This is a genomic window from Chitinophaga polysaccharea (assembly GCF_902150045.1).
Classification (GTDB): domain Bacteria; phylum Bacteroidota; class Bacteroidia; order Chitinophagales; family Chitinophagaceae; genus Chitinophaga; species Chitinophaga polysaccharea_A.
Map to the genome: position 1 here is coordinate 2,547,823 of NZ_CABFVU010000001.1, position 25,476 is coordinate 2,573,298.

The window sequence follows — 25,476 nt, forward strand, 5'->3', positions numbered from 1 at the left end:
CTAAAAGCGTTTACCCGCTATTGTTACGCGAAAGGTTTCCACACACTTCCGGTCCTGCAGGGTAACGTATACGGTTCTGCCGTCTTTATCTCCAAACACCAGGTTGCTGCATTGCTTTCCTCTCAGCGGTATTTCCCGGATCAGTTTTCCTTCGGGCGACAGTACGGCGATCACGCCTTTCCCCCACCTGGCTACATAGAGGTTCCCTACTTTATCGCATTTCATGCCGTCGAATCCAAAATCGGGAAAGGTAGCGAATAAGGTTTTCCGGGAGATGTTACCGGCTTTATCCACCTTGTATTTCCAGATATTCCGTTGCACGCTTTCGTTTACGTACAGGGTTTTTTCGTCGGGGCTTAGCTCTATACCGTTAGTGGTGCCCATATTGCCTTCCAGCAACACAGGCGTATGGTTGTCCGGGTCTATGCGCCAGATCTGGCCGGTGTTGGCGGCCCATTTGGGATCGCTCACAAAGATCTGGTCTTTACTGTTGATGCAGAGATCATTAGGTTGGTTGAATTGGTCGGAATGAACATACACGCTGACCTTCCTGGTTTTCATATCAACAGACAACACATTATGCCGGATGAAATCCGGGAGGAACATGGTTCCCTTGCTGTTGAAGTGGACTCCATTGGCTATGCTGCTATCAGGCAGGGTAACAAAGACCTCGCCGGCGCCGGTTTTGGTATTTATTTTACCGACGGTGCCATCTTGTTTAAAATTTACGACGTAAAAATTGCCGGCTTTGTCAAAGTTGGGTCCTTCAATGTTTACGGAAAACATATTTTCTGCTGTCAGGTCGCGGGTTTCATATACGGGGCGGTCTGCATTTTTTTGCTGGGCCATCAGCGGCAGGCCGTATCCGGCGGTCATTGCCAGCAGGCAGATATATTTTCTCATATTCATTTTGTTTTGAAACTTTAAATTAACGAACTATTCCAGAATTTTCAGCGTATATGGATGGGAGGGAGGGTATGTAATGAAATTATCAAGAAATAATTACCGGAGAAAACGGTTCTGTTGCCTGTCAACTAATTTATTAATTTTGCGCCCATGATCCATGTTTCGGAGTTTAAAGATTTGGCGCAATTAACGATACACAAGGTAGGGAATCCCACTAACGACGAGGCCCTGCTCTGTTCCAAAGCGCCTTTGCAGCTGGAGGATGAAACGATCAGCCAGTTATTGGTGACATATTTTATTCAGCCGTTTGCCAGTGCAGCAGAGTATTTCAGGTTCCGTCATGATGCGGATCTGCAATTGAATGAAATATTTCAATATTGTCGACGTATATTTACTGACCAAAATGAATTCCAGGAGCAGTCGGTCAATATTGCCAAACATCTATATAAACATTCCACCCATCCTAAAATCAAAGGAGGAGAGCTTTATATAGCCTATTTTAGCAAATGCCAGGTTGATGGTGAAGAGGTGGAAGCCATAGGCATTTTTAAGTCAGAGAACCGCGACACGTATTTGAAAGTATTCCTTGCAGATGAGAATTACCAGGTAAATTACGAAGACGGTATAAATATTAATAAGCTCGATAAAGGTTGTCTTGTTTTTAATACGGAAGAATCCGAAGGTTTTAAGGTAAGTATAGTAGATAGTAACAGCAAACAAGCCGAAGCGGTGTATTGGAGGGATGCCTTTTTACAGGTACAGCGCCGGGAAGACAGTTACCGTCAGACAGAAACAGCGGTGGACATGTGTAAACAATTTATACACAACAAATTGCCAACCGAGTATGAGATGGGCAGGGTAGACCAGGTGGATCTGTTAAATAAATCAGCCGCTTATTTTAAAGAAAGAGAGCAATTCCAACTGGATGATTTTGCAAAAGAAGTATTGGGTCATCCCGATGCCATCGCTTCTTTTAAAGAATATAGAAATGAATACGCCAGTCATTTTCAACAAGATATCCCTGACGAATTTGAAATATCTGCACCTGCTGTAAAAAAACAGCAGAAAGTATTTAAGAGCATTCTGAAATTGGATCGTAACTTTCATGTATATATTCATGGCAACCGTGAGATGATTGAGCGCGGTTTTGATGAAGCCACTAACATGAACTATTATAAACTACTGTTTGAGAATGAAGCGTAAGACCGTGTAATAGTCAGTAGAGGCGCCCTGTGGGATTGATTTTGTGAAGAGATATAAAATAGCATTTTTTAAGTTTTCTCATAAGCAAAAACCAATTGTTAACAAAGGCTGCCTCGTCTGGGCGGCCTTTTATTTTATATGAAATGCTTGCTGTATGCAAACAAAAAAGACAACCAGGCCGGTTGTCTTTTTTGTTATTACTTATTGCCCTTTTTCAGGATTGTTGTTGTTCTTGTTAGGATTGTGCGGCCGGTGTTTATGCCGCGGTGGGCGCCGGTCCTGTTTAGGATTGGTGGCTCCCTGTCCGCCTGGCAGGCCCGGTTGTGCCGGCTGCTGACCAGGTTGCTTTGGCGTCTGCTGCCTTTGCTCCTGGCGTTGCTGCTGTTGCTCATTACGGGGTTGTTGTTCACGTCCCTGTTTGGGCTGGCCGCCGCTTTGTTGCCGCTGTTGACGGTTGTCTGGTTTCGGCTTACGTTCAGAGGGTTGCCGGTTATCAGGTTTTTGGCCTCCTTTCGGAGCATCGGTTCTTGGCTGGCCCTGAGCTTGTTTAGGTTCGCCGCGTTCTGTACGTTCTCCGTTCCTTTGCTGCCTTTGCTTGTCTTTATCTTTCTGCTTGCGTTTCTGTGCTGTTTTTTCGAGAGATTTCAGACTGATTAATCCTACTACATCTGCGTACCCCAGATCTGCTTCTTTTGGTTTGGCAGTCACCACTTCTACTGGTTTCAGGTCATCTGGCTTAATACCCTGCCTGTTCAGCTGGCGTATTTCCTTTGCCCTGGCAATGGTGAGCGGATACTGTTTATTGCTGCCTTCATAAGAGTACCACATGAGGCATTTGAAAATATCCCGCTTCTGCAGGTGGGCAACGCCACCGGCAGTTTCAATGTTGTCTGCATCGTCGGGGAAATCTTTCAGTGCATCGAGATAGGTATCGAGCTCGTAGTTAAGACAGCATTTCAAACGGCCGCATTGTCCGGATAGCTTCGCCTGGTTGATAGAAAGGTTCTGGTACCGGGCAGCGGTGGTATTCACGCTTTTGAAATCAGACAGCCATGTGGAGCAGCATAACTCCCGGCCGCAACTGCCAATGCCACCTACTTTCCCGGCTTCCTGGCGGGCGCCTATCTGGCGCATTTCCACCTTGGCCCTGAATTCAGAGGCATATACTTTGATCAGTTCCCTAAAATCAACGCGATCATCTGCGGTGTAGAAGAAAGTGGCTTTACGGCCATCGGCCTGTATTTCCACTTCTGCCAGTTTCATTTCAAGCCCGAGGTTGCGTGCGAGGGCGCGGGACTTAATGAGCGCCTCCTTTTCACGGGACTTATTGTCGTTCATTCGCTGCAGGTCGTCGTTCGTTGAACGCCGCAGCACTTTTTTTACTTCGGGTGTGTCTTCAGCGCGTCGCTTCTTCATCTGTAGTTTTACCAGTTCGCCTGTCAGGCTTACTGTTCCAACATCAAATCCGCTAACTCCTTCTACTGTAACCATCTCTCCTTTATCAAAGAATTGTTTGGTTACATTACGAAAAAAGTCCTTGCGGCTGCCATTGTTAAAACTTACCTCTATAATGTCAAATGGTGCTAAGCTATCACCAAGGGGAATATTGGACAGCCAGTCAAACACGTTCAGTCTGTTACAACCTCCTGTGCTGCATCCTCCATTACTCTTGCATCCTGACGGCTTCCCTTCCACACCCGTACCACATCCGGCACAAGCCATATTATTAATTAGTTTAAATTTTATAAATAAGCATTTCAGGTTATTCCAGTTCTTCAAAATACGTTTTTCCTTTCAGAAAAACAAAAGGCCGGAAGCAACAAAGATAGGGAAAAGCAGCCGATAAGACCTGCAGGAAGCGAGTGGTTATTACATAACCGGTAAAGGTTTCTTTTTAAATATATATTGCAGCCTGAGAGACAGGGCATGAAATAACATTTTTCCATTGGCGTTGCGTTCTATATAATAGCTGGCATTGTTAAGAGCATCGGCAATTTCCTGCATCTGGTCAAGGTTAGCCAGTTTGGCCAGTTTGGCGGCAAAGTCCATTTCTTCCGGGGAAAAGGCCAGCTGGTTTTTATCAAGATATTGCAGGCGCAGGGTATGTTCCAGCAGGTTGATGAAATAGCGGAGGAACTGTTTTTGGTTTTCCCTGCCGGTTTTGGCGCTTGAAATATTTTCTATCCATTCCTGCAGCGCCACCCGGTTACCGGTAAAAAGATGGTTCAGCCAACTCCGGAGCAGCTCATGATAGTCGTCGCCTGAATGCTGCAGCAGGTAAAGGGCTTCACGGTAATTACCGGCTGTAATAGTGGCCATCTGCCGGGCTTTTGCGGGAGGAACATTGCTTTTTTGTTCCAGCGCAGCTACCAGGTCTTCTTTGGCCAGCGGGTTTATTTTAATAAGATGTGTTCTTGATAAGATGGTGGCCAGTATCTGTTCCTGGTTTTCCGCCACCAGGATGAACAGGGTGTTCTGAGGCGGTTCTTCGATCAGCTTCAGCAGGCGGTTTCCTTCATTGCCCAGGTATTCGGGCATCCACATCACCAGTATCTTATAACCACTTTCAAAACTTTTCAGGTTCAGTTTGTGGATGATATCCTGGCATTCCGTAGCGGTAATGTTACCCTGTTTATTTTCGGCGCCAATGAACTGCAGCCAGTCGTACGCATTACCATAGGGATGTGTGGCAACAAACTCACGCCATTCCGTGATATAGTCTGTGCTCACCGGTTTATCTCCTGCTTTGCGCGGAATAACCGGGTAGGAATAGTGTATATCCGGATGTATGAACTGTGAAGCTTTGAGGCATGCGGCGCATTGTCCGCAGGCATCCTGCGTTTGTTTGTTTTCGCAAACCAGGTATTGGGTGAAGGCCAGTCCGAGTGGAAGACCGCCTGCGCCTTCAGGGGCAAGCAGTATTATGGCATGGCTTAAACGGTTATGCTGAACAGACTGAATGAGTTGTTGTTTTACCTCTCCTTGTCCTATGATATCAGAAAAAAGCATGGGCGCAAGATAATGAAAAGGGGACTAATCATTTTTTATTGAAGAGATACATAACAGGCATTTTCAAAAGTGCCTGAGCCATCAATCTTTTTCTCATTGTCAACGAAATAAAAGCTGCCGGATATTGTTTGTGACCGGAGGTTCATTTTACGTATCGTGACACTGGAAGAATCTGTGGTAAGAAAAGTGAATTCGCCGTTGTTGTTTTTTACTGCAACGGCTACAAGGCCGCCGGATTGTGCTCCCTGTCGGGTATAGGTATAAGTTTTCAGATGCAGGCTGTCATTCCGCAATCCTGGTTCGTCGTACATACCATCTGTCAGATTAAATACTACCTTGCAGGAATCAGACACTGTTTCCACACTCAGGAATTTGAGGCCGCCGGTATCTGTCCGTTCGCGGAACAGGAGGCTCCGGCTAAAGCTCATGGTACTGGTGGTGTTGCCAATAGTGGTAACCATCTGCATTTCCGGGCAGGAAAGAGAAGGAAGATCCTCACCATGCTGGCAGGAGGTCAGTAAAATGCACAGTAATGCCATCAGCGGCAAGGTATTGACTGCAGGAACAAGGTAGTGTTTCATGAATACGGTTGCGCGGTGTACAATTAATGACAGGTACCTACGTAAACGGATATACGTTACGCAGGTACCTGCAGTTTTCTTTTATAGAGAAATCAGCGACAGTTAGTAAAGAACTATTTCTCAATCGCAGCAATCACTTCAGCAGATTCAGGTTGCGTTTTCGGAGAAAATACAGCTACCAGATTGCCTTTTTCATCCAACAGGTATTTCTGGAAGTTCCAGGTAACCTCGGCCGGTTCCATGTGTTTGGCTTTGCTTTCCTCCAGCAGCCATTTGTACAGGGGATGGATGTCTGAGCCTTTTACAGATATTTTAGCGGCCATCGGGAAGGTTACTGCATACTGCTTGGTGCAGAACTGTTGTATTTCCTTGTTGGTGCCAGGCTCCTGCGAACCAAAATTGTTGGCGGGGAAACCAACAATAACCAGCTTGTCGTGGTACTTTTTGTACAGCTTTTCCAGGCCTTCGTATTGTGGGGTATTGCCACACAGCGAAGCGGTATTCACGATCAATACTTTTTTTCCTTTGTATTTGGAGAAATCGATCTTTCCACCGTCAACGGCATCTACTTTGAAATCGTAAAGATGGGATGAGGCAAAGAGCATAACAACTGATAGTATGGCTAATCTGAACATATAGATTTTTTTAAAGACAGATTAAAGTAGCCGTTTAGGGCTGTACCTGTAAAGGTAGCATTCCCACGGTAATAATGCGGAAGAATTTCGGGCTTCTCATTTCCAGGCATAGGCGAGGCAACATACGCTTACCCGGGCGCCGGCCTGTTGCAGGGCTCTGCAGCAGGCTTCTGTGGTAGCGCCGGTGGTGATTACATCGTCGATCAGTAATACGTGCGCGCCTTCCGGAAGGTTGGCACTGGCCTGGAAGGCGTTGGCTACATTCTCCCACCTGTCTGTACGTCCCTTTTTTGTTTGCGTAGCCGTGAATTGTTGCCGGCGTAGCGTGGCGGGGTATACCGGCAGGGAGGGTATCACCTGGGCAATACCGTTAGCCAGCAAGGCGGCCTGGTTATAGCCCCGTTTTTTTTCTTTCCGGGGGTTCAGGGGAACTGGTACCAGGCAGCTGACGGTACTGATCCAGTCACTTTCCCGGAGCTGGTAACCGGTTTGCCTGCCCAGCCAGGTGGCGATATCCTGGCGATGGTGGTATTTAAACCGGTGAATAAGCTGTTGCAGGCCGGTCGACTGGTTATAGTAATAAGTAGCAGTGGCCTGCTGCACAACAATTCTTCCACGGAACACCTGTGCTACGGGGTTATTGGGGTAACGCTGAAAGTGGGTAAGTGGTAAAGCCTGCATGCAACGCAGGCATAACAGTTCATCTGTCTGATACAGATCAGTGCCGCACAGCTCACAGCAATGCGGATAAAACAGATGAACCAGTGGGGAAAACAAACTGGTAAGCATCGTATGGTTTTAAAGATATGATGATGTTTAAAATAACCGCTGGTACACTTCTTCCACTCTTCCTACAGCAATTACTTCGATATGGAATTTACTGAAATCAATTCCTTTTTTATTGTAACGGGAAATAAATATTTTTTCAAAGCCCAGTTTTTCTGCTTCCGCAATTCTTTGTTCAATACGGTTCACAGCTCTTATTTCACCACTCAGGCCTACTTCTCCTGAAAAGCAGATCTTGGGAGAAATGGCATTGTCTTCATAAGAAGAGAGCAGGGCGCACAATACAGCCAGGTCGATGGCCGGGTCTTCTACACGGATGCCGCCGGCAATATTGAGGAATACATCTTTTACGCCGAAGTGGAAGCCTCCCCGTTTTTCCAGTACGGCCAGGAGCAACTGCAGCCTTCGGAGATCAAAGCCGGTAGCAGTGCGTTGTGGTGTTCCATAAACGGATTGTGTAACGAGCGCCTGTACCTCCACGAGGAGGGGTCGCATTCCTTCCATTGTGGCAGCAATAGCCACGCCGCTCAGGAGATCTTCCCGCTGGGAAATAAGGATCTCTGAAGGATTGGTTACCTGCCTCAGGCCAGTGCCGGTCATTTCGTAAATACCCAGTTCGGCCGTAGAACCAAACCTGTTTTTGATTGTACGCAGGATCCGATAAGCATAATGCTGGTCGCCTTCAAACTGTAAAACCGTATCCACCATGTGTTCCAGCACTTTTGGGCCGGCAATGGAGCCATCTTTGGTGATGTGCCCGATGAGGAATACAGGGGTATTACTTTCTTTGGCAAAGCGTTGTAACTCTGCAGTTGTTTCCCTGATTTGTGATACGCTTCCCGGTGCAGATTCTATGAATGGTGAATGTAATGTTTGGATAGAATCAACTATGACCAGTTGAGGTTGTAATTTTTTAATTTCCTGGAAGATGGTTTGTGTAGAAGTTTCTGTAAGCAGATAGAATTGTTCGTTGGAATTCTGAATCCGGTCTGCTCTCATTTTTATCTGTTGTTCGCTTTCTTCACCGCTGATATAAAGTGTTTTGATATGCTTCAGCTGTAAAGCATTCTGAAGAAAGAGCGTTGACTTCCCAATGCCGGGCTCTCCACCTACCAGTACCAGCGAACCCGCTACTATGCCGCCTCCCAGCACGCGGTTCAATTCATTGTCGGGGGTTAGAATCCGTTCTTCATCTTTAGTGACTACTTCGGCAAGATTAATTATTTTATGGGTCCGGGGGGAGGTAGTATCATTGTTTTTCCAATCCGCCTGTTTATGTGGAATGTCTTTCAGTACTCTTTCTTCCACGAACGTATTCCATTCTCCGCAACTCGGACATTTTCCATTCCACTTGGCTGATTCGTATCCACAATTCTGACAGAAAAAAGCAGTTCTGATTTTACTCATAATTTTCATAAAAAAGATGCGTTACAAAGTAACGTTTTTACATTTATCGAACTGAAATGATGAAGTGAAAAGTGTTAAAAAAGGAAGTGAAGAGGTATAAAAAGAGAAAAGAGCCAAACGGAAGATTCCGCTGACTCTTTCTACTTACTAACCCATTAAATTCAGGTCTAAATTACAAAATGGCTTCAGAATAAAAAAGTTTATTTAATTGATGTGAATAACTTTTGAGGTGTTTGTGTTACTGGAGAAAGTGGCTGCCATCGCTTGTTTCAGGGGTTGTTTTTGTCCAATATTACTTTCATTAAGGGCTCGTAAAATGTTGATAAATAGGGTTGATGTCGATGATTTTTGCATATTAAAAAAATCTAATAAAATAGATTTTTCTAAATGACAAACAGACGCTTTTTTACTCAAAAAATTATTTTAAGTGCCATGATGACAGTATTAAATTTATAATCAGACAACAAAAAGAAGGGTTGGCAGGTTAGTGATAAATAAAACTTAAAAGGAGGCATCTGGTGAGATATTTGTACCATAAGATCATCTAATTTTATATTATTATGACACCTGGAATTATGTTTTTATCGCTGGTTTTTGTGGGTATCAGCCTGCTGGTAAGCTTCGTTCTTAAGAGTAAGTTCCGGGCTTACAGCGAAATACCCACCTCTTCCGGTTTAACTGGTAGGCAAGTTGCTGAGAAGATGTTGAAAGACAATCAGATATACAATGTTCAGATACGGGAAGCTGAAGGTTTTTTGTCGGATCACTACAACCCGGCCGATAAAACGGTAAATCTGAGCCCGGAAGTATATAATGGGGCCAATGTGGCTGCCGCCGCGGTAGCCGCCCACGAATGCGGGCATGCGGTACAGCATGCCGCTGCTTATCCCTGGCTGGGTCTCCGATCCAGGCTGGTGCCTATAGTGCAGGTTAGCTCCAATATCGTTTCCTGGGTATTACTGGCCGGTATTTTCCTTATTAATACGTTTCCGCAGTTATTGCTGGGAGGCATTATTTTATTCGGAATTACCACGGCGTTTTCACTGATCACGCTGCCTGTAGAGTTCGATGCGTCCCGGAGAGCGCTGGCCTGGCTGGATAATACCACTATTATGCGGAGGGAAGAGCATGATAAAGCCAAAAATGCACTCTGGTGGGCTGCCATGACTTATGTAGTGGCTGCGCTTGCTTCGGTTGCCACACTTGTGCAGTATATATTAATTTATATGGGAGCCAGGAACAGGGATTAATTAAAATATATTATATTTAAAAAGCGACCGGGTAGGTCGCTTTTTTTGTTTATACCACAGAAGTCGTTAACATTTTATTAAGAAGAATCGAAAATATTTTTTAGATTTACGGCTTAGATAGCAGATGCTATCTTGTATTTTTGCTTATAGAGAGAAATTATAGCCCGAGTATTCAACCAAAATAAAAGTTCAACCAAGTCCGATCAATTCAACCAAATAGTTCAGCCTGCTGCTATTTATATTCTAAATCTAAATCCAGAACCATGACGCGATTCTATTCGTTGATGGGCATATTGTTGCTATTCTGCACATTCTCATTTGCCCAGTCAAAACAAATTACCGGTAAAGTTACCGACCAGAAAGATGGTAGTCCGCTACCCGGGGTGACTGTTAAAATTAAAAACGGTGCCTTGGGTACTGTTACCGCTTCCGATGGAACATACAAACTAGATGTTCCCGAAAAAGGAACCACACTGGTTTTTTCATTTGTTGGCTATGACGATAAAGAAGTAATTGTAGGAAGCCAGCAGGTGATAAATGCCGAACTTGGAACCGGCAATAAAGAGCTTTCTGAAGTAGTAGTAGTAGGGTATGGTACGCAAACACGCCGTAATCTGACTGGTTCCATTTCCAAAGTGACCGCCAAAGAAATAGCAGATCTGCCATTACCAACCTTTGAAACAGCACTCCAGGGACGGGCTCCGGGCGTATTCATCAACTCGGGAAGCGGAAGGCTGGGAGAGGCCCTGAATATCAGGATCCGCGGTATCTCTTCCGTTACAGCCAGTAATGATCCTTTAATCATTATTGATGGTATTCCTGTTGTATCCCAGACTGCCAGTAATCTGGGGGCTAAGGATAACCCCCTTGCTTCCATCAATCCGGACGATATTGCCTCCATGGAAGTATTGAAAGATGCCGCCGCTGCTGCTATCTATGGGGCCAGGGCATCCAATGGAGTAATTCTCGTTACCACCAAGAGTGGTAAGGCCGGAAGAACAAAAATTAACGCAAGTGTATTCGGCGGGTTAAGCGAACCTACCCGCAAAGGAACATGGTTAAATGCTCAGGAATACCGGGAGCTCTTTAATGAAGCGGCCAAGAATTCTGATATAGACCTCAATGACGAAATGCAGTATTATCCGGGCGGCGAGTTCTGGAAGGATAATTATGATGAAAACTGGTCTGATCATGCATTTCAACATGGTAATGTACAACAGTACAGTCTTTCTATGAGCGGTGGTAATGAAAGGACCACCTTTTACCTGAACGGCAGTTACAATAATCAGAAAGGTATTCTCATCGGTAACCGTTTGAACAGGGCCAATGGCAGGTTAAATATTGACCATTCCATTAATGACAAGATAAAGGTAGGTGCAAACATCTCCCTTTCTAAAACCAATAACTACAGGCTTCCGGATGATAACGCATTCTCCAATCCTTTACAGCTGGTGGCTATTCCACCGTTCCAACCTAAAATAGACCCGCTGACAGGAAAGCTGAATACCCGTACCCTGTATTATAATAATCTCCTGAACCTGGAAAATAACTCCAACACATTAAATACCCTGTACCGTTCAATCAGTAGTATATATGGCACAATTGATATCCTGCCCTATCTGAATTTCAGAAGTGAAGTAGGTATTGATTATGTAAACTCCCAGGATGACCAGTATCTGAGCAAGGAAACACAGGACGGTGCTCCGGATGGGTATGGTTACAATGCACAGACAACTATTGTAAACTATAATACCAATAACTATTTCACCTTTAAAAAGCATATGGGTGAGTTCCATGACCTGGAAGCCGTGGCCGGGATGTCTTACCAGTCTGGTAAAACAAACGTTACATCGGTGGAAGGGCGCGGATTTCCAAGCAACCAGTTTGTAAAACTGACCAGTTCAGCTAAAATAACCAGTGGAGCTACTACCGTGGAGGATTATACGTTTCTGTCCTACTTCCTGCGTGCCAACTACCGCTTTAAAGATAAGTACCTGCTCGGTGCAAGTATCCGTTATGATGGCTCTTCCAGGTTTGGTTCCAACACCCGTTATGGCGCATTCCCGGCTGTTTCCGCAGGATGGATCATCTCGCAGGAAGAATTTCTGCATGACTCAAAAGCTGTCAGCAACCTGAAACTGAGGGCCAGCTATGGCCTTACCGGAAATGCCGAGATCGGTAACTTCAAGTCTCGTACTTTATACTCCGGATTGCCCTATGGCTCTATATCCGGTATCTTTCCAACACAGATCGGTTCACCTGATCTGAGCTGGGAAAGCACCCGCCAGGCGGATATTGGATTGGAATTCGGATTTTTAAAAGACCGTATCACCGGTGAAGTGGACTATTTTAGCAAAAATACCCGTGACCTGTTGCTGGACTTTCCATTACCAGGCACTAATGGTTTTAACGTTATCACCAAGAACCTGGGAGCTCTGACCAACAAAGGATGGGAAGCGTCTATCACTACCCAGAACCTTGTCGGTAAGTTTCAATGGAGCACCACATTCAATATTTCTACTTACCGTAACAAAGTTACCAACCTGAATGGCGCTACTATCAGCGGTGGATCTGATGAAATCAGCCGCATTTCAGAAGGCCGCCCGTTTGGATATTTCTACGGCAAAAAATATATGGGTGTGGATGAGGCAAATGGTGATGCGCTTTACATGACCAAGGACGGAAAAACCACCAACGATTATAGCGCGGCTGTAGATACAGTGATAGGTAATCCCAATCCCGACTTCTATGGCGGCTTCGGCAACCATTTCTCTTATAAAGGTTTTGACCTGGACGTGCAATGCCAGTTTGTTAAAGGAAATGACCTGTATAATATGGCCGGCCACTTCCAGAGCGTAAATGGAGATTACTTCGATAATCAGACCAGAGACCAGTTAAACCGGTGGCAGAAGCCCGGCGACAAAACCGATGTGCCACAGGCACGGCTATACGCAGGAAATGGTACCAGCAAATCTTCCCGTTGGGTACAGGATGGCTCTTACTTCAGGGTGAAAACTGTAACATTGGGTTATAATATACCTAAACCAGCTATTTCCCGTCTGAAAATTGATAATGCCCGTATTTATGTATCAGCAGTGAACCTGTTTACTGCTACCAAATATAAAGGTTATGATCCGGAGCTCAACACGGCATCGTTCTCTACTATCAGTATAGGTCACGATTTCTATACGCCTCCGCAGGCACGGACTATTACAATCGGTATTAATATCGGATTGTAGACCTAACCTTTTATTTGAAAACATTAAAGTGAATAATCATGATAAAACATATTAGATCAAGATCCATAGCAGTATTCATAGCAGTTGCCGCATTGCATGTTATGTCCTGCAACAAAAAACTGGATATTGCTCCTCAGAACAGTATCCCGGCAGACCAGGCGTTGTTAACAGCCGATGATGTGAATGCTGCTGTAAATGGTTTGTATGCAAAGCTGGATGATCCAAGTTTGTATGGAACGGATCTCAACCTGGATGCAGAGCTGATGGGTGGGTACCAACAGGCTGCGTGGACTGGTACTTTCACACAACCCCGGCAGATGTATCGTAAAACACTTACAGACGATAATTCCCGTGTAGCGAACCTGTGGCTGGAAGCATATGCAGACATTAACCTGGCCAATGTGGTGCTTAGTAAACTCAATCTGGTAACAGACAGTGCGCAAAAGGCCAATATGGAAGGACAGGCACTTTTTATCCGCGGCATCCTTCATTTTGAGCTGGTACGCTTCTTTGCCCTACCCTGGGATCCGACAGGAACCAATACAAAGCCAGGTGTAGTGATCCAAACCAAACCAACTTCTACAGAGGCCGAGGCAGAAGCAAAATCATCCCGGAGCACAGTAGCTGAGGTATACAAACAGATTGAAAGTGATTTAAAGAGCGCTATCGCGAAACTGCCTGAACGTGATGCCAGTAAAAGAGCCAACAGATACACGGCAATGGCATTTCTGGCAAGGGTATATCTGCAGCAGAGCCGCTTCGCTGAAGCGCTGCCACTGGCAGATGATATTATCCAGAATGGTGGGTTTCAGCTGACACCCACTGTGGATGGCGCTTTTCTGAATAAGAACACCAGCGAGACCCTGCTGGAAATCCAGCAGAATGATCAGAATAATGCAGGTGCCTCCAATGACGGGCTTTCCACTTTTTATGCTGACAGGAATGGAATTGGCCGTGGTGGGGATGTGGATATCCCCCAGGCATTTGTAGACCTCATGGATCCGGCTGATGCACGGCTGACCCTCCTTATATATGAAGGAGAAACAGATGGACAGTATCATACAGGCAAATGGTTTGATCCGGGACAAAATATCCCTGTGATCAGGCTGGCAGAGCTGTATTTGGTGCGTGCAGAATGTAACGAGCGGTTGGGTTCGGCTGTAGGGGCTACCCCGCTGGAAGATGTGAACGTGGTACATACCCGGGCCGGATTGCCGGAGCTGATAGCTGTAACTCTGGATGACATATTATTGGAGCGGCGACTTGAGCTGGCATTTGAAGGGCTGCGCATTCACGATATTAAACGGTTGAAGCAGTCTACCAACGGTGGTAGTGATATGACCACAGTATATCCCTGGAATGCAGATAAATTGGTATTCCCTATTCCTGAAAGGGAAATAAATGCCAATTCATCATTGGTTCAAAATCCTGGTTATTGAGTAAATCACATCAGATGATGATAACTGGCCTATCGGGGGCGGTTTTCAGGGGCAACCCAAACCACCTTTAAGGCTACTGTTACGCACGGTTCTAACAGAATCTCAGGCCGAGATGCCTGGGGTTTACTTAGCAAACAATAAATAATAAGAAAAGCAGCTGCCATAAAAGGCGGCTGCTTTTTTTATGCGTTTATATAATAAAAAAAACAGTTATTAACCGTGCCGTCAACTGTTGTTAATAACTTTCATACAAATTTTTTATTGAAAATCAGTTAATTATAAAGGTGTCTTGTAAAAAAGTACCTAAAATGTATGGTTATTAAGAATGTGCAGTGTACCTTTGCACTCCTCATAATCGGGGAATTGTTTACAAGACGTAATTTTTATCGTATACAACAATGAATACATTAAGTTTCAGAACTAAATCGGCTAACGACGCTTACGTAAAGCGTGACTGGCATATAGTAGATGCTACTAACCTGACACTCGGAAGGGTTGCTGCTAAGATGGCTGCTATCTTAAGAGGTAAAAACAAGCCTTACTATACGCCTCATACTGATTGTGGTGATTATATCATCGTAATCAATGCAGAGAAGATTGCCCTGACCGGCAATAAAATGCAGGAAAAGGAATATATGCACTACACTGGTTTCCCAGGTGGTCAGAGAATCGAATTAGCAAAGGACCTGGTTCGTCGCCGTCCTGAAGTGTTGATCGAAAAGGCAGTTAAAGGTATGTTGCCTAAAAACCGTCTGGGCCGTGCTATGTACAAAAAATTATTTGTATACGCTGGTGCTGAACATCCTCATGCTGCGCAGAAACCACAACCTTTAACTTTCTAATTTTTCTCTGATACATGGAAAAGCAAAAAAATACAATAGGTCGTCGTAAGGAAGCTGTTGCCCGTGTGTATATCAACAAGGGTACCGGTAACATTACTGTAAACGACAAAGATTATAAAAACTACTTTTCTTTGATCTACCTGCAGAACCAGGTGGAACTGCCTTTCAAAACTATCGATGCACTCGATAAATTTGATGTGAAAGTGAATGCACAGGGTGGTGGTATCAAAGGTCAGGCTGAAGCAATTAAGTTGGGTATTGCCCGTGCTTTGTGCGAAGTGAACATTGAGTTCCGTCCTGCATTGAAAGCTGCAGGTTTGCTGAAACGTGATCCACGTGGAGTTGAACGTAAGAAACCAGGTAAAGCGAAAGCAAGAAGAAGCTTCCAGTTCTCTAAACGCTAATATTTTTGAGCTATTGGCCGTTAGCTCCGGGCTAATTCGCCGGATGCTAAAAGCTAAACATTATTTGATCCTTTTAATTGAGTAATATAAACATGGAAAATAATACCTCATTGCAGCAGCAGTTACTGGAGGCAGGTGTTCACTTCGGTCACCTGAAGAAAAAGTGGAATCCCAAGATGCTGCCTTATATTTTCGCAGAAAAGAAAGGTATTCATATCATTGATCTGAACAAAACCGTAGAAGGTTTACAGGAAGCAGCTGCTGCCCTGAAATCCATCGCTAAAAGCGGTAAGAAGATCATGTTCGTTGCTACTAAGAAGCAGGCGAAAGAAATCGTGGCAGATGCTGCGCGTAACATCAACATGCCTTTCGTTACTGAAAGATGGTTAGGTGGTATGCTCACTAACTTCTCTACGATCCGTAAGAGTGTAAAGAAAATGCAGAGCATTGAAAAAATGCTGCAGGACGGTACATTCGATAACATCACCAAGAAAGAACGTCTTACTTTAAGCCGCGATAAAGAGAAAATGGAGAAAGTGCTGGGTGGTATTGCCCAACTGGCACGCGTACCGGCTGCACTGTTTATGGTTGATATCAGCCACGAGCACATTGCACTGGCTGAAGCTAAGCGTCTGGGTATTTCTACTTTCGGTATGGTAGATACCAACTCAGATCCTACCAAAGTAGATTTCGCTATCCCTGCGAATGACGATGCTACTAAATCTATCGCTATCATCACCAGCTATATCTGTGCAGCGATCGCTGAAGGTCTTTCTGAAAGAGCTACAGAGAAATCTGAAGAAGTTGAGGAAGAAGAAGAAGCAGATGATAAGGCCCGCAAATTTGAAGTAGAAGGTGGTGAAGACCGCGAAAGAGGTCGCAAACCAGGTGCACAGGGTGGTCGTGGTCCGGGCGGTCCGGGTGGTGCTAACCGTGGTGGCGGTCGTGGTCCTGGTGGCCAGGGCGGTGCTAACCGTGGTGGCGGCGCTAACCGTGGCGGTGGTGCAGCAGGCGGACAACGTCGTCCATCTGGTGCCGGCAGCCAGGGTCCAAGAAAACCAGGCGGCGGAAGATAATATTTATGTAAGCTTTTAGCTATTAGCCTTTAGCTGTTAGTTCTACCAATAAGGTCCTAACAGCTAAAGGCTAATAGCTGAAAGCCGATTTAGTACTTGCAATAATTTTTACAACAAATAAACTAATTATAGCTCATGGCAACAATTACAGCAGCTGATGTAAATAAACTGCGTCAGCAAACTGGTGCTGGTATGATGGATTGCAGAAAGGCACTGGTAGAAAGTGATGGCGATTTTGAAAAAGCAGTAGACTACCTGCGTAAAAAAGGTCAGAAAGTGGCCGCTTTACGTTCCGATCGTGAAACCAAAGAAGGCGTTATCATCGCTAAAACTTCAGCTGATGGTAAATCCGGTGTTATTGTAGGACTGGGTTGTGAAACCGACTTCGTAGCTAAGAACGAAGACTTCGTGAAATTTGCACAGTCTATCGTAGACCTGGCACTGGCTAACGGTATCAAAAATGTAGACGACCTGAATGCCGCCCAACTGGATGGCGCCAGCGTTGCTGATAAAGTAAACGACCAGGTTGCAAAAATCGGTGAGAAAATCACCCTCAATAAATTTGAATTCGTTGAAGCTGGTGGCGTAACCTCTTACATTCACGGTAACTACCGCATGGGTGTACTGGTTGCTTTCTCTAAACCTGTTTCTGAAGAAGTAGGTAAAGATATCGCTATGCAGATCGCAGCTATGAACCCTATCGCAGTTGATGCTAACAGCGTTCCTGCTGAACTGATCGCCCGCGAAAAAGAAATTGCTGTTGAACAGGTGAAAGCCGAAGGTAAACCTGCTGAAATGGCTGAAAAGATCGCTGCCGGTAAAGTAAATAAATTCTTCAAAGAAAGCACCCTGCTGCAACAGGCTTTCGTTAAAGACAATAACAAGTCTGTAGCGGATTACCTGAAATCTGTAGATGCTGATCTGAAAGTAAATGGCTTTAAGCGAGTTGCTTTAGGTTAATAATAAAATATCAAAAAAAAGGAGAGAATTCGTTTCTCTCCTTTTTTTTGCGCATAACTAATCATACACATAAAAGGGCAGTAACCGGATATCAGAAAAGGCATTTTTTTTCTTCCTTCCCTCCTTTGCATTTAAGTTGTATATTAGAATACCGTAATCAATATTAGGAAAATCACAATCTTACAATATTTTATAGCGTCATGTTGCCAAAGTATAAGCGTATTTTGCTCAAATTGAGCGGTGAGGCCCTCATGGGGGATGCAAATTATGGTATTGATCCGAAGGTGATATCTCAGTATGCCTACGATATTAAGGCAGTTACAGATCTGGGAGTTCAGGTGGCCATCGTTATAGGTGGTGGTAACATCTACCGCGGAATGAACGAAGCCGATACCGGTATAGAAAGAGCCCAGGGAGACTACATGGGTATGCTTGCCACTGTGATCAATGGCATGGCCCTCCAAAGCGGCCTGGAAAAGGTAGGTTTGTATACCCGCCTCCAGTCTGCCATTAAAATGGAACAGATTGCAGAGCCCTATATCCGCCGCCGCGCCATCCGCCACGTGGAAAAAGGCCGTGTGGTAATATTTGGGGGAGGTACCGGTAACCCGTATTTTACTACTGATACCGCAGCTTCCCTACGCGCTATTGAAATCCAGGCAGATGTAATCCTCAAAGGAACCCGTGTAGATGGCATTTATACCGCCGATCCTGAAAAAGATAAAACAGCTACCCGTTTCGAAACTATTACCTTTTCAGAAGTGTACCAGAAATCCCTCAACGTGATGGATATGACAGCATTTACCCTTTGCCAGGAAAATAAGCTGCCTATTATCGTGTTTGACATGAACCGCCAGGGTAACCTCCTGAATGTGATCATGGGTAAGAATGTTGGCACTTTAGTAAAAGGATAAATAAAAACGCACAAAAAGAAGCAGCGAAGAACAATCGATCTTCGCTGCTTTTTTATGTGGGCTACCGGCGTTACTTATTTTAATATTCCTTTCATCTCTGTAAACGGAATATATAATGTTACCTGCCCCAGTGCATAAGGACCTATTTCGTAAGGTACATAGCTGAAAGCAACTCCTTTGCCGGTAACAATCATATTATTGTTAGGCGGAATGTTCTTTACCAGCAGGTTCTGGTCAAGCGCATCTTCTTCACTCATATTGAACCGTTTTCTAAAAGCTTTATCGAGCAACCTGCTTACCGCTTCTTTATAACCTGGTTTGAAAATGTCATCCGGAGTGAGCACTTTGTGTTTAGACAGATCCAGTGTATAATAAGTGGCGCCCCAGTTGCCGTGTGCCCCGCCGGTAAAATTATAGGTATATTTCTCCATAACCAGTAAAGGCCAGGTGTTATACACTACTTTCATATCATTGTCTGTAGTCCAGTTCCATGACAAGGCGGTAGTATTATCGCTAAACTCGCTGCTGTCGGCATCTTTAGCTGAATAACGATAACTCAGGATGAAGGAGTCGATCCCTTTTCTCAGGAACTTCTGCGGATCTGTGGTGCGGCTGCTACCGGTTACCTGGCTGATAATAAAACGGGCAATGGTGCTGTCAACCAGCGAATCGGGCCAGATGAAGCTGTTGGTTATGGTACCTACCGGCGATTTTGATAAGGAAGGGACCAGCTTTGCTGAATCGATCTGGTAGAATACTTTCAGCGGGATGGCATTTTTCAGGTCAGTATGCAGTTCAAAATGATAGGAGGTACCATCGCCATGCCATACCCCATTAAATTTTCCATCGTCTGAAAAATAGCCGCTGAACAGCCGGTCTTCCGAACTATTATTGGTTTCTTCATAAATATTTACCAGGGTAGAGTCCAGGGTGCCCCATAAAGGAATTGGCTGCCCGGTACTGTCATCGCAATAGTAGCCGCGGAACAGGTGGGGAGCAGTTTTCAGCAATTGCATGGTGATTTCTTTATTGCCCAGTTTTCCTTTCAGCTGGGTATAAAACAGGGGCGTGGAAACCAGTGGTACAACCATATTGGCGGTGTTAACCGGTGCGTTGCTGTTGTTGCGGGTATGACAGGAGAGTAGTGCCATCAGCAATACCGGTAATAAAACTCTTTTCATAGTATGATTTATATCAGGTACCTCAAAATTACTATTATCCTTCCATACCTTTGAGGACCCGTTGAATCATAAAAATAACAGACCATGTTGAACCAGAAAATAGCAGATTTACGAAAAGATTATCAACTGGCCTCGCTGGATGAAAGTGAAGTGGCACCGTATCCGTTATCCCAGTTCGGGAAATGGTGGGATGATGCTATCAATAGTGAAATTGATGAAGCCAATGCCATGACGCTGGCCACCAGTACGCCTGATGGAAGGCCTTCGGCAAGGATCGTATTACTGAAGAGTTTTGATGATGATGGCTTTTTATTTTTTACTAATTACGAAAGCCGGAAGGGACAGGAATTGGCACAGAACCCACATGTTACCCTGTTGTTCTTTTGGCGGGAGCTGCAACGCCAGGTTCGTATAGAGGGCACTGTTAGCAAGGCTTCAGTATCTGTAAGTAATGAATATTACAACAGCCGTCCAGTGGGAAGCCGTATCGGCGCTATCGCATCACCGCAAAGTAAGGTCATTCCGGGCCGGTCTTTCCTGGAGGAACAGGTAGACCAGGTAGCGGCAAAATATAAGCAGGAAGCCCCTCAAAGACCTGATTATTGGGGTGGTTATGTGGTAAAGCCAGAGGCGATGGAATTCTGGCAGGGAAGAAGCAGCAGGTTACACGACAGGATCCTGTATACCTTATTACCGGAAGGGAGCTGGAAGATTGAGCGCCTGGCGCCTTGATGATCTTTAAAACGTATCAGATAAAAATGCCGCTAAGATTATGTGAATAATCTTAGCGGCATTTTACTAAAAGCGTAAAATTAAGCTTTTGGTGCAGCAGCTTTAGCGGCAGTATTTTTTCTTGTCTTTGCAGATCTAACTTTACCGAAAGACTTACTGAAGATCTTACCTTTCTTGGTTTTAATATCTCCTCTACCCATAACGAATAATTTGAAGTTTGATGTTGTTAAATATGATGTTATCAGGCTGCAAAATACTGCAATTCGACGAAATAGCGTAGTACTGGCGGTTTGATATAAAAAAAAAGCAAGAAACATGAACTGTTCCTTGCTTGAATAAGTTGTGTTAACTGATTAGAGCTTGTCGGATAAAGCTTTACCAGCCTTGAACTTAGCAACTTTCTTAGCCTTGATCTTGATGATCTGACCGGTCTGTGGGTTTCTACCGTTACGTGCTGCACGTTTAGAAACGGAGAAAGTACCGAAACCAACCAAAGTTACTTTACCACCTTTTTTCAGGGTATCAGCAACAGCTTTGGTGAAAGAGTCCAGCGCTTCGTTAGCCTGGGTTTTGGTAATAGCTGCATCTTTAGCAAGCTTGTCGATTAATTCGGCTTTGTTCATAGTTAGTAAGATTTAACTAGTGAAAAAATGTTTGATGTGAGCAAATATAGCGCGTTTTATCAGATTACCAAATTTTTTACAACTTTTTTATAGAAAATTTTATCGGCTGAAAAACGCTACTGGTAACGGTTACAGCTGATTGATGTTTTCCATGCTAAAGACCGGATCATTAGCAGGATCGCATAAAACCCTGTGCTGTGGCTTGTTTGCCAGCGTTTTTACTATTAACGCAGGATTGGACCAACTATTGTACCAAAGTCCGGACGCCCCGGAAATAGTGGATTTCCTGTGGATAAGTTTAGTAAAGACACCTTACTTAAATGACCTCCATTATGGTTGTAAAAGCAATAAAACGGTCGCCGAAAAGATCATACCCTCTTTGCCGCAGCGCCTGTTGGTGCTGGTCTGCGAAGGATTGGTAGTCTTTCAGGCTATCTGCAAAATATTGTACAACATAGGTAGGGCCCTCTTCATCGTCCTGCTCCAGTAAGCGGCTGATGCGGTAATCATGAAACATCCCCGTGGCCAGCATCGCCGGGATATGCTCTTCCCGTAACCATTGAAGCCACCTGAAATGCGTATCTGTGGCTACTTTGGTAGTTACATTATATATAATCATACACGGCTTTGTTTATACTGCCAGTTCCACGAACACCGGACAATGATCTGAGTGTTTTACCTGCTGATAAATAGTGGCGTGTTTCAGGCGCTCCTTCAGTGGAAAGGCAACGTTGATATAATCTATACGCCAGCCCTTGTTATTGTTCCTGGCATTTGCCCGGAAGCTCCACCAGCTGTATTGATGGGGGTCGGTGTTAAAATGACGGAAGCTGTCTACAAAGCCACTCTCAAAGAAGCGGTCCATCCATGCCCGTTCTTCGGGTAAGAAACCGGTAGAGTTTTTATTGCTCACAGGGTCATGGATATCTATCGGTTTATGGCAGATATTGTAATCCCCGCATACTACCAGGTTGGGCCGGGTTTTCTTCAGTTCTTCCAGGTATTGAAAGAACTCTTCCAGCCACTGGTATTTATAGGTCTGACGAAGCTCTCCGCTGGTACCGGAAGGGAAGTAAGTATTGATAAGGGTAATATCGCCGAAATCGAGCCTTATAAAACGGCCTTCCTGGTCGCTTTGCCCATGGCCGCTGCCATATTGTACAAAGTCGGGTTTTATCCGGGTAAGCACCGCTACGCCACTGTATCCTTTCTTTTGGGCAGGGTACCAGTAATGCATATAACCGAGGTTGTCGAATTGCTGAAAATCGATGTTTTCCTGGTGGGCTTTTATTTCCTGCAGGCAGATAATATCAGCGGGATCTGTTTGTAACCATTCTGTGAAGCCTTTTGTCATGGCTGATCTCAGGCCATTCACATTGTAAGATATGATTCTCATGTCGGGTGTTGTTTAGGGCATTACATCATTAAATTTACGAATTACGGACCTGCGGACAGATAATAACGCGAAAAAATCCGCCTTATCCCTCCACAGATCCGTAACGATTAACCTGTAATGCTTTTATATATCGTATTCAAGGTTGGGACGCAGCCATTGTTCGGCTTCTTCCACTGTCCAGTTTTTACGGGCAGCATAGTCTGTCACCTGGTCTTTTTCAATTTTTCCGAGGCCGAAATATTTACCCTCAGGGTTGGCAAAATACCAGCCACTTACACTGGAAGCGGGGTACATGGCCAGTGATTCGGTGAGTGTGATGCCGGTATTTTCCGTGGCGTTCAGCAGCTCAAACAATTTCCATTTCTCGGTATGGTCCGGGCAGGCGGGGTAACCCGGTGCGGGGCGGATACCTGCATAGGCTTCTTTGATAAGGTCTTCATTGCTCAAATGCTCATCTGACGCGTACCCCCAGAACTCTTTACGCACGCGCTCGTGCATCAGTTCTGCGAAGGCCTCTGCAAGCCTGTCGGCAAGCGCTTTCAGCATAATGCTGTTATAGTCGTCATGTTCTGCTTTGAATTTGTCCAGCCATTTTTCAATACCAATACCGGTGGTCACCGCAAAGCCACCTATATAATCGGTTTTGCCGGATTCGGCGGGAGCAATGAAATCGGCGAGGGACAGGTTGGGCTGGCCCGGTGCTTTCTTCACCTGCTGGCGAAGGAATTCCAGCTGTACCGGTTTAATTTCCGGTTGTTCAGGTGTTACCTTTACAGAATCCGGAGCTACCCTGTTAGCTGGATAGAGACCAATAACAGCATTGGCGCCCAGCCATTTTTCTGCAATTACTTTATTTAGCAATTCTTTTGCATCATTAAACAGCCGGGTGGCTTCCACGCCAACCACTTCATCGGTAAGGATCTGCGGGAATTTACCGTGTAGCTCCCATGCAATAAAGAAGGGCTGCCAGTCGATATATTTCGCAATTTCTCCCAGATCATAGTTTTCAAACTTCATCACGCCGGTCATTTTAGGCTTCACGGGGGTGAAAGCCTCCCAGTTGATGTTGGTTTTATTGGCCTGGGCTTCAGCGATGCGCAGGAATTGCTTGGTTTGTTTCTTATTCTTAAAAGCCTCGTTCAGCTTCTGATATTCTGTTTGTATACCAGCCAGGAACCCGGGTTTCAGTGCTTTATTAAGCAGGCTGCCGGTTACGGTAACGCTACGGGATGCGTCCAGTACATGTACCACGCCATGCGCATATTCCTGCGCTATTTTAACAGCGGTATGTGTGCGGCTGGTGGTAGCGCCTCCAATGATCAGCGGGATGTTGAAATCCTGCCGTTTCAGTTCACGGGCAACATGCACCATTTCGTCGAGACTGGGCGTGATCAGGCCACTTAAGCCAATGATATCCACTTTTTCCTGGCGCGCGGTCTGAAGGATCTTCTCAGCAGGCACCATTACGCCCAGGTCAATGATCTCATAACCGTTACAGGCCAGTACTACGCCTACAATGTTTTTACCGATATCGTGTACATCACCTTTTACAGTGGCCAGCAGGATTTTCCCGGCGGCTTTTATTTCCCCTCCGTGTTCTGCCTGTATCCTTAATTTCTCCTGTTCAATATATGGTGTAAGGATGGCCACGGATTTTTTCATTACACGGGCACTTTTCACTACCTGCGGGAGGAACATCTTACCGCTGCCGAAAAGATCTCCGACGATGTTCATACCCGCCATCAACGGGCCTTCAATCACATCCAGCGGGCGGGGATATTTTAAACGGGCTTCTTCAGTATCTTCATCTATATAGTCGGTGATACCATTCACGAGGGCATGGCTTAAACGGTCTTCCACAGTGCCCTGTCTCCAGCTTTCATCTTTCTCCACTACCTTTCCTTTGGCCTTAACGGTTTCAGCAAACTGTATCAGCCTTTCTGTAGCATCGTCTCTTCTGTTTAGTATGGCATCCTCACAAAGTTCCCGCAGGGTGGGCTCTATATCATCATAGATCTGCAGCATCCCTGCATTCACAATACCCATATCCATTCCCGCTTTGATGGCATGGAACAGGAATACGGAGTGCATGGCTTCCCTCACTGTTTCGTTACCGCGGAAAGAGAAGGAAACATTACTTACGCCTCCGCTTACTTTGGCAAGCGGCATCAGTTGTTTTATACGGCGGGTAGCATTGATAAATTCTACTGCGTAGTTATTATGTTCTTCAATACCGGTAGCGATAGCGAAGATATTGGGGTCGAAGATGATATCCTGGGGATCGTACCCTACCACTTCGGTGAGTATTTTATAGGCACGGTGACTGAAGCTCACTCTTTTTTCTTCGGTATCTGCCTGGCCATGTTCGTCGAATGCCATTACTACCACGGCGGCGCCATAGCTTTTACAGATGTGGGCCTGCTCAATGAATTTGGCTTCTCCTTCCTTTAAGCTGATGGAGTTAACAATACATTTACCCTGAACACATTTCAGCCCGGCTTCAATTACAGAAAATTTACTGGAATCGATCATGATGGGAATACGGGAAATATCCGGTTCCCCTGCCAGGAGGTTAAGGAAAGTAGACATAGCCGCTTCCCCGTCGAGCAGGGCATCGTCCATGTTAACGTCCAGGATCTGCGCGCCACTTTCCACCTGTTGCCGGGCAACAGACAGGGCTTCTTCAAACTGTCCCTCCCTGATGAGACGGGCAAATTTCTTCGAACCGGTTACGTTGGTACGTTCCCCTATGTTAATGAAATTGGTTTCAGGCCGTACTACCAGCGGTTCCAGGCCACTCAGGCGCATAAAGGGTTTGATCACCCTGCGTTCCTCGCCGGCAATAGGTTCGTTGACAGTATTTGTATTGTTTATAATTGTTTCGCTCATTTCT

23 protein-coding genes are annotated in these 25,476 nt (G+C 45.2%); 10 read left to right on the plus strand and 13 right to left on the minus strand.

Going from position 1 to position 25,476, the window contains the following annotated elements:
- Entirely contained in the window at positions 1-903 is a 903-nt protein-coding gene (locus tag FN124_RS10370; protein ID WP_142684656.1) for an SMP-30/gluconolactonase/LRE family protein, read from the minus strand.
- Between the two features lie 153 nt (positions 904-1,056).
- On the opposite strand from FN124_RS10370, the gene FN124_RS10375 reads away from it, so the two are divergent.
- A complete protein-coding gene (locus FN124_RS10375) occupies positions 1,057-2,109 on the plus strand; it encodes a nucleoid-associated protein (RefSeq protein ID WP_142684657.1) in 1,053 nt (350 codons plus the stop codon).
- Between the two features lie 201 nt (positions 2,110-2,310).
- Here FN124_RS10375 and FN124_RS10380 read toward each other — a convergent pair whose 3' ends face one another.
- The 6 genes from FN124_RS10380 to radA all read right to left on the minus strand — a co-directional run bounded on the left by FN124_RS10380 (position 2,311) and on the right by radA (position 8,527).
- A complete protein-coding gene (locus tag FN124_RS10380) occupies positions 2,311-3,735 on the minus strand; it encodes a PSP1 domain-containing protein (protein ID WP_260607390.1) in 1,425 nt (474 codons plus the stop codon).
- 243 nt (positions 3,736-3,978) lie between these two features.
- Positions 3,979-5,118: a DNA polymerase III subunit gene (locus FN124_RS10385; protein ID WP_142684659.1), complete on the minus strand. Its 1,140-nt coding sequence runs from the start codon at positions 5,116-5,118 to the stop codon at positions 3,979-3,981.
- Positions 5,119-5,153: 35 nt separating this feature from the next.
- A complete protein-coding gene (locus FN124_RS10390; RefSeq protein WP_142684660.1) occupies positions 5,154-5,699 on the minus strand; it encodes a hypothetical protein in 546 nt (181 codons plus the stop codon).
- A gap of 113 nt (positions 5,700-5,812) precedes the next feature.
- A complete protein-coding gene (locus FN124_RS10395; RefSeq protein WP_142684661.1) occupies positions 5,813-6,334 on the minus strand; it encodes a glutathione peroxidase in 522 nt (173 codons plus the stop codon).
- Positions 6,335-6,430: 96 nt separating this feature from the next.
- Positions 6,431-7,123 (minus strand): ComF family protein, encoded by a 693-nt coding sequence (locus tag FN124_RS10400; protein WP_142684662.1) that lies wholly within the window; start codon positions 7,121-7,123, stop codon positions 6,431-6,433.
- A 27-nt stretch (positions 7,124-7,150) separates the two neighbouring features.
- Entirely contained in the window at positions 7,151-8,527 is a 1,377-nt protein-coding gene (gene radA / locus FN124_RS10405; protein WP_142684663.1) for a DNA repair protein RadA, read from the minus strand.
- Positions 8,528-9,087: 560 nt separating this feature from the next.
- Between radA and FN124_RS10410 the strand changes: the two genes are divergently transcribed.
- The 8 genes from FN124_RS10410 (at position 9,088) to pyrH (ending at position 18,651) form a co-directional block, all read left to right on the plus strand.
- Complete coding sequence (locus FN124_RS10410; protein WP_142684664.1) at positions 9,088-9,777, plus strand: zinc metallopeptidase; 690 nt, start codon at positions 9,088-9,090, stop codon at positions 9,775-9,777.
- Between the two features lie 263 nt (positions 9,778-10,040).
- Entirely contained in the window at positions 10,041-13,016 is a 2,976-nt protein-coding gene (locus FN124_RS10415; RefSeq protein WP_142684665.1) for a SusC/RagA family TonB-linked outer membrane protein, read from the plus strand.
- 38 nt (positions 13,017-13,054) lie between these two features.
- Positions 13,055-14,455, plus strand: a complete 1,401-nt coding sequence (locus tag FN124_RS10420; protein WP_142684666.1) for a RagB/SusD family nutrient uptake outer membrane protein — start codon at positions 13,055-13,057, stop codon at positions 14,453-14,455.
- Between the two features lie 398 nt (positions 14,456-14,853).
- Positions 14,854-15,297: a 50S ribosomal protein L13 gene (gene rplM / locus FN124_RS10425; protein WP_142684667.1), complete on the plus strand. Its 444-nt coding sequence runs from the start codon at positions 14,854-14,856 to the stop codon at positions 15,295-15,297.
- A 14-nt stretch (positions 15,298-15,311) separates the two neighbouring features.
- On the plus strand, positions 15,312-15,701 hold the full coding sequence (rpsI, locus tag FN124_RS10430; protein ID WP_089890120.1) for a 30S ribosomal protein S9: 390 nt from the start codon (positions 15,312-15,314) through the stop codon (positions 15,699-15,701).
- A gap of 92 nt (positions 15,702-15,793) precedes the next feature.
- The gene (gene rpsB, locus FN124_RS10435; protein ID WP_142684668.1) at positions 15,794-16,777 is read left to right on the plus strand and encodes a 30S ribosomal protein S2; all 984 of its coding nucleotides are present in this window, start codon (positions 15,794-15,796) and stop codon (positions 16,775-16,777) included.
- 135 nt (positions 16,778-16,912) lie between these two features.
- On the plus strand, positions 16,913-17,737 hold the full coding sequence (gene tsf, locus FN124_RS10440; protein WP_142684669.1) for a translation elongation factor Ts: 825 nt from the start codon (positions 16,913-16,915) through the stop codon (positions 17,735-17,737).
- 200 nt (positions 17,738-17,937) lie between these two features.
- The gene (pyrH, locus tag FN124_RS10445) at positions 17,938-18,651 is read left to right on the plus strand and encodes a UMP kinase (protein ID WP_142684670.1); all 714 of its coding nucleotides are present in this window, start codon (positions 17,938-17,940) and stop codon (positions 18,649-18,651) included.
- Between the two features lie 74 nt (positions 18,652-18,725).
- Here pyrH and FN124_RS10450 read toward each other — a convergent pair whose 3' ends face one another.
- Positions 18,726-19,832: a PdaC/RsiV family protein gene (locus tag FN124_RS10450; protein ID WP_142684671.1), complete on the minus strand. Its 1,107-nt coding sequence runs from the start codon at positions 19,830-19,832 to the stop codon at positions 18,726-18,728.
- Between the two features lie 84 nt (positions 19,833-19,916).
- On the opposite strand from FN124_RS10450, the gene pdxH reads away from it, so the two are divergent.
- Positions 19,917-20,564 carry a pyridoxamine 5'-phosphate oxidase gene (gene pdxH, locus FN124_RS10455; protein WP_221887753.1) on the plus strand — a complete coding sequence of 216 codons (648 nt, stop codon included), beginning with the start codon at positions 19,917-19,919 and terminating at the stop codon, positions 20,562-20,564.
- A gap of 80 nt (positions 20,565-20,644) precedes the next feature.
- Here pdxH and FN124_RS10460 read toward each other — a convergent pair whose 3' ends face one another.
- The 5 genes from FN124_RS10460 to metH all read right to left on the minus strand — a co-directional run bounded on the left by FN124_RS10460 (position 20,645) and on the right by metH (position 25,472).
- Positions 20,645-20,764 (minus strand): 30S ribosomal protein THX, encoded by a 120-nt coding sequence (locus FN124_RS10460; RefSeq protein WP_079471345.1) that lies wholly within the window; start codon positions 20,762-20,764, stop codon positions 20,645-20,647.
- A gap of 153 nt (positions 20,765-20,917) precedes the next feature.
- Positions 20,918-21,187 carry an HU family DNA-binding protein gene (locus FN124_RS10465; protein ID WP_029465307.1) on the minus strand — a complete coding sequence of 90 codons (270 nt, stop codon included), beginning with the start codon at positions 21,185-21,187 and terminating at the stop codon, positions 20,918-20,920.
- 316 nt (positions 21,188-21,503) lie between these two features.
- A complete protein-coding gene (locus tag FN124_RS10470) occupies positions 21,504-21,806 on the minus strand; it encodes a DUF4286 family protein (protein ID WP_142684672.1) in 303 nt (100 codons plus the stop codon).
- Positions 21,807-21,818: 12 nt separating this feature from the next.
- A complete protein-coding gene (locus tag FN124_RS10475) occupies positions 21,819-22,583 on the minus strand; it encodes an exodeoxyribonuclease III (RefSeq protein ID WP_142684673.1) in 765 nt (254 codons plus the stop codon).
- Positions 22,584-22,706: 123 nt separating this feature from the next.
- On the minus strand, positions 22,707-25,472 hold the full coding sequence (metH, locus tag FN124_RS10480; RefSeq protein WP_142684674.1) for a methionine synthase: 2,766 nt from the start codon (positions 25,470-25,472) through the stop codon (positions 22,707-22,709).
- Positions 25,473-25,476 lie beyond the last annotated feature (4 nt).

What these genes read in the sequence shown, in the direction of transcription:
- FN124_RS10475 (WP_142684673.1), bottom strand. Translation starts at nt 22,583, where the DNA reads ATGAGAATCATATCTTACAATGTGAATGGCCTGAGATCAGCCATGACA.
- FN124_RS10375 (WP_142684657.1), top strand. Translation starts at nt 1,057, where the DNA reads ATGATCCATGTTTCGGAGTTTAAAGATTTGGCGCAATTAACGATACAC.
- FN124_RS10470 (WP_142684672.1), bottom strand. Translation starts at nt 21,806, where the DNA reads ATGATTATATATAATGTAACTACCAAAGTAGCCACAGATACGCATTTC.
- pyrH (WP_142684670.1), top strand. Translation starts at nt 17,938, where the DNA reads ATGTTGCCAAAGTATAAGCGTATTTTGCTCAAATTGAGCGGTGAGGCC.
- pdxH (WP_221887753.1), top strand. Translation starts at nt 19,917, where the DNA reads ATGTTGAACCAGAAAATAGCAGATTTACGAAAAGATTATCAACTGGCC.
- FN124_RS10415 (WP_142684665.1), top strand. Translation starts at nt 10,041, where the DNA reads ATGACGCGATTCTATTCGTTGATGGGCATATTGTTGCTATTCTGCACA.
- metH (WP_142684674.1), bottom strand. Translation starts at nt 25,472, where the DNA reads ATGAGCGAAACAATTATAAACAATACAAATACTGTCAACGAACCTATT.
- FN124_RS10410 (WP_142684664.1), top strand. Translation starts at nt 9,088, where the DNA reads ATGACACCTGGAATTATGTTTTTATCGCTGGTTTTTGTGGGTATCAGC.
- FN124_RS10460 (WP_079471345.1), bottom strand. Translation starts at nt 20,764, where the DNA reads ATGGGTAGAGGAGATATTAAAACCAAGAAAGGTAAGATCTTCAGTAAG.
- FN124_RS10385 (WP_142684659.1), bottom strand. Translation starts at nt 5,118, where the DNA reads ATGCTTTTTTCTGATATCATAGGACAAGGAGAGGTAAAACAACAACTC.
- FN124_RS10370 (WP_142684656.1), bottom strand. Translation starts at nt 903, where the DNA reads ATGAGAAAATATATCTGCCTGCTGGCAATGACCGCCGGATACGGCCTG.
- FN124_RS10400 (WP_142684662.1), bottom strand. Translation starts at nt 7,123, where the DNA reads ATGCTTACCAGTTTGTTTTCCCCACTGGTTCATCTGTTTTATCCGCAT.
- FN124_RS10465 (WP_029465307.1), bottom strand. Translation starts at nt 21,187, where the DNA reads ATGAACAAAGCCGAATTAATCGACAAGCTTGCTAAAGATGCAGCTATT.
- radA (WP_142684663.1), bottom strand. Translation starts at nt 8,527, where the DNA reads ATGAGTAAAATCAGAACTGCTTTTTTCTGTCAGAATTGTGGATACGAA.
- rplM (WP_142684667.1), top strand. Translation starts at nt 14,854, where the DNA reads ATGAATACATTAAGTTTCAGAACTAAATCGGCTAACGACGCTTACGTA.
- tsf (WP_142684669.1), top strand. Translation starts at nt 16,913, where the DNA reads ATGGCAACAATTACAGCAGCTGATGTAAATAAACTGCGTCAGCAAACT.
- FN124_RS10395 (WP_142684661.1), bottom strand. Translation starts at nt 6,334, where the DNA reads ATGTTCAGATTAGCCATACTATCAGTTGTTATGCTCTTTGCCTCATCC.
- FN124_RS10390 (WP_142684660.1), bottom strand. Translation starts at nt 5,699, where the DNA reads ATGAAACACTACCTTGTTCCTGCAGTCAATACCTTGCCGCTGATGGCA.
- rpsI (WP_089890120.1), top strand. Translation starts at nt 15,312, where the DNA reads ATGGAAAAGCAAAAAAATACAATAGGTCGTCGTAAGGAAGCTGTTGCC.
- rpsB (WP_142684668.1), top strand. Translation starts at nt 15,794, where the DNA reads ATGGAAAATAATACCTCATTGCAGCAGCAGTTACTGGAGGCAGGTGTT.
- FN124_RS10420 (WP_142684666.1), top strand. Translation starts at nt 13,055, where the DNA reads ATGATAAAACATATTAGATCAAGATCCATAGCAGTATTCATAGCAGTT.
- FN124_RS10450 (WP_142684671.1), bottom strand. Translation starts at nt 19,832, where the DNA reads ATGAAAAGAGTTTTATTACCGGTATTGCTGATGGCACTACTCTCCTGT.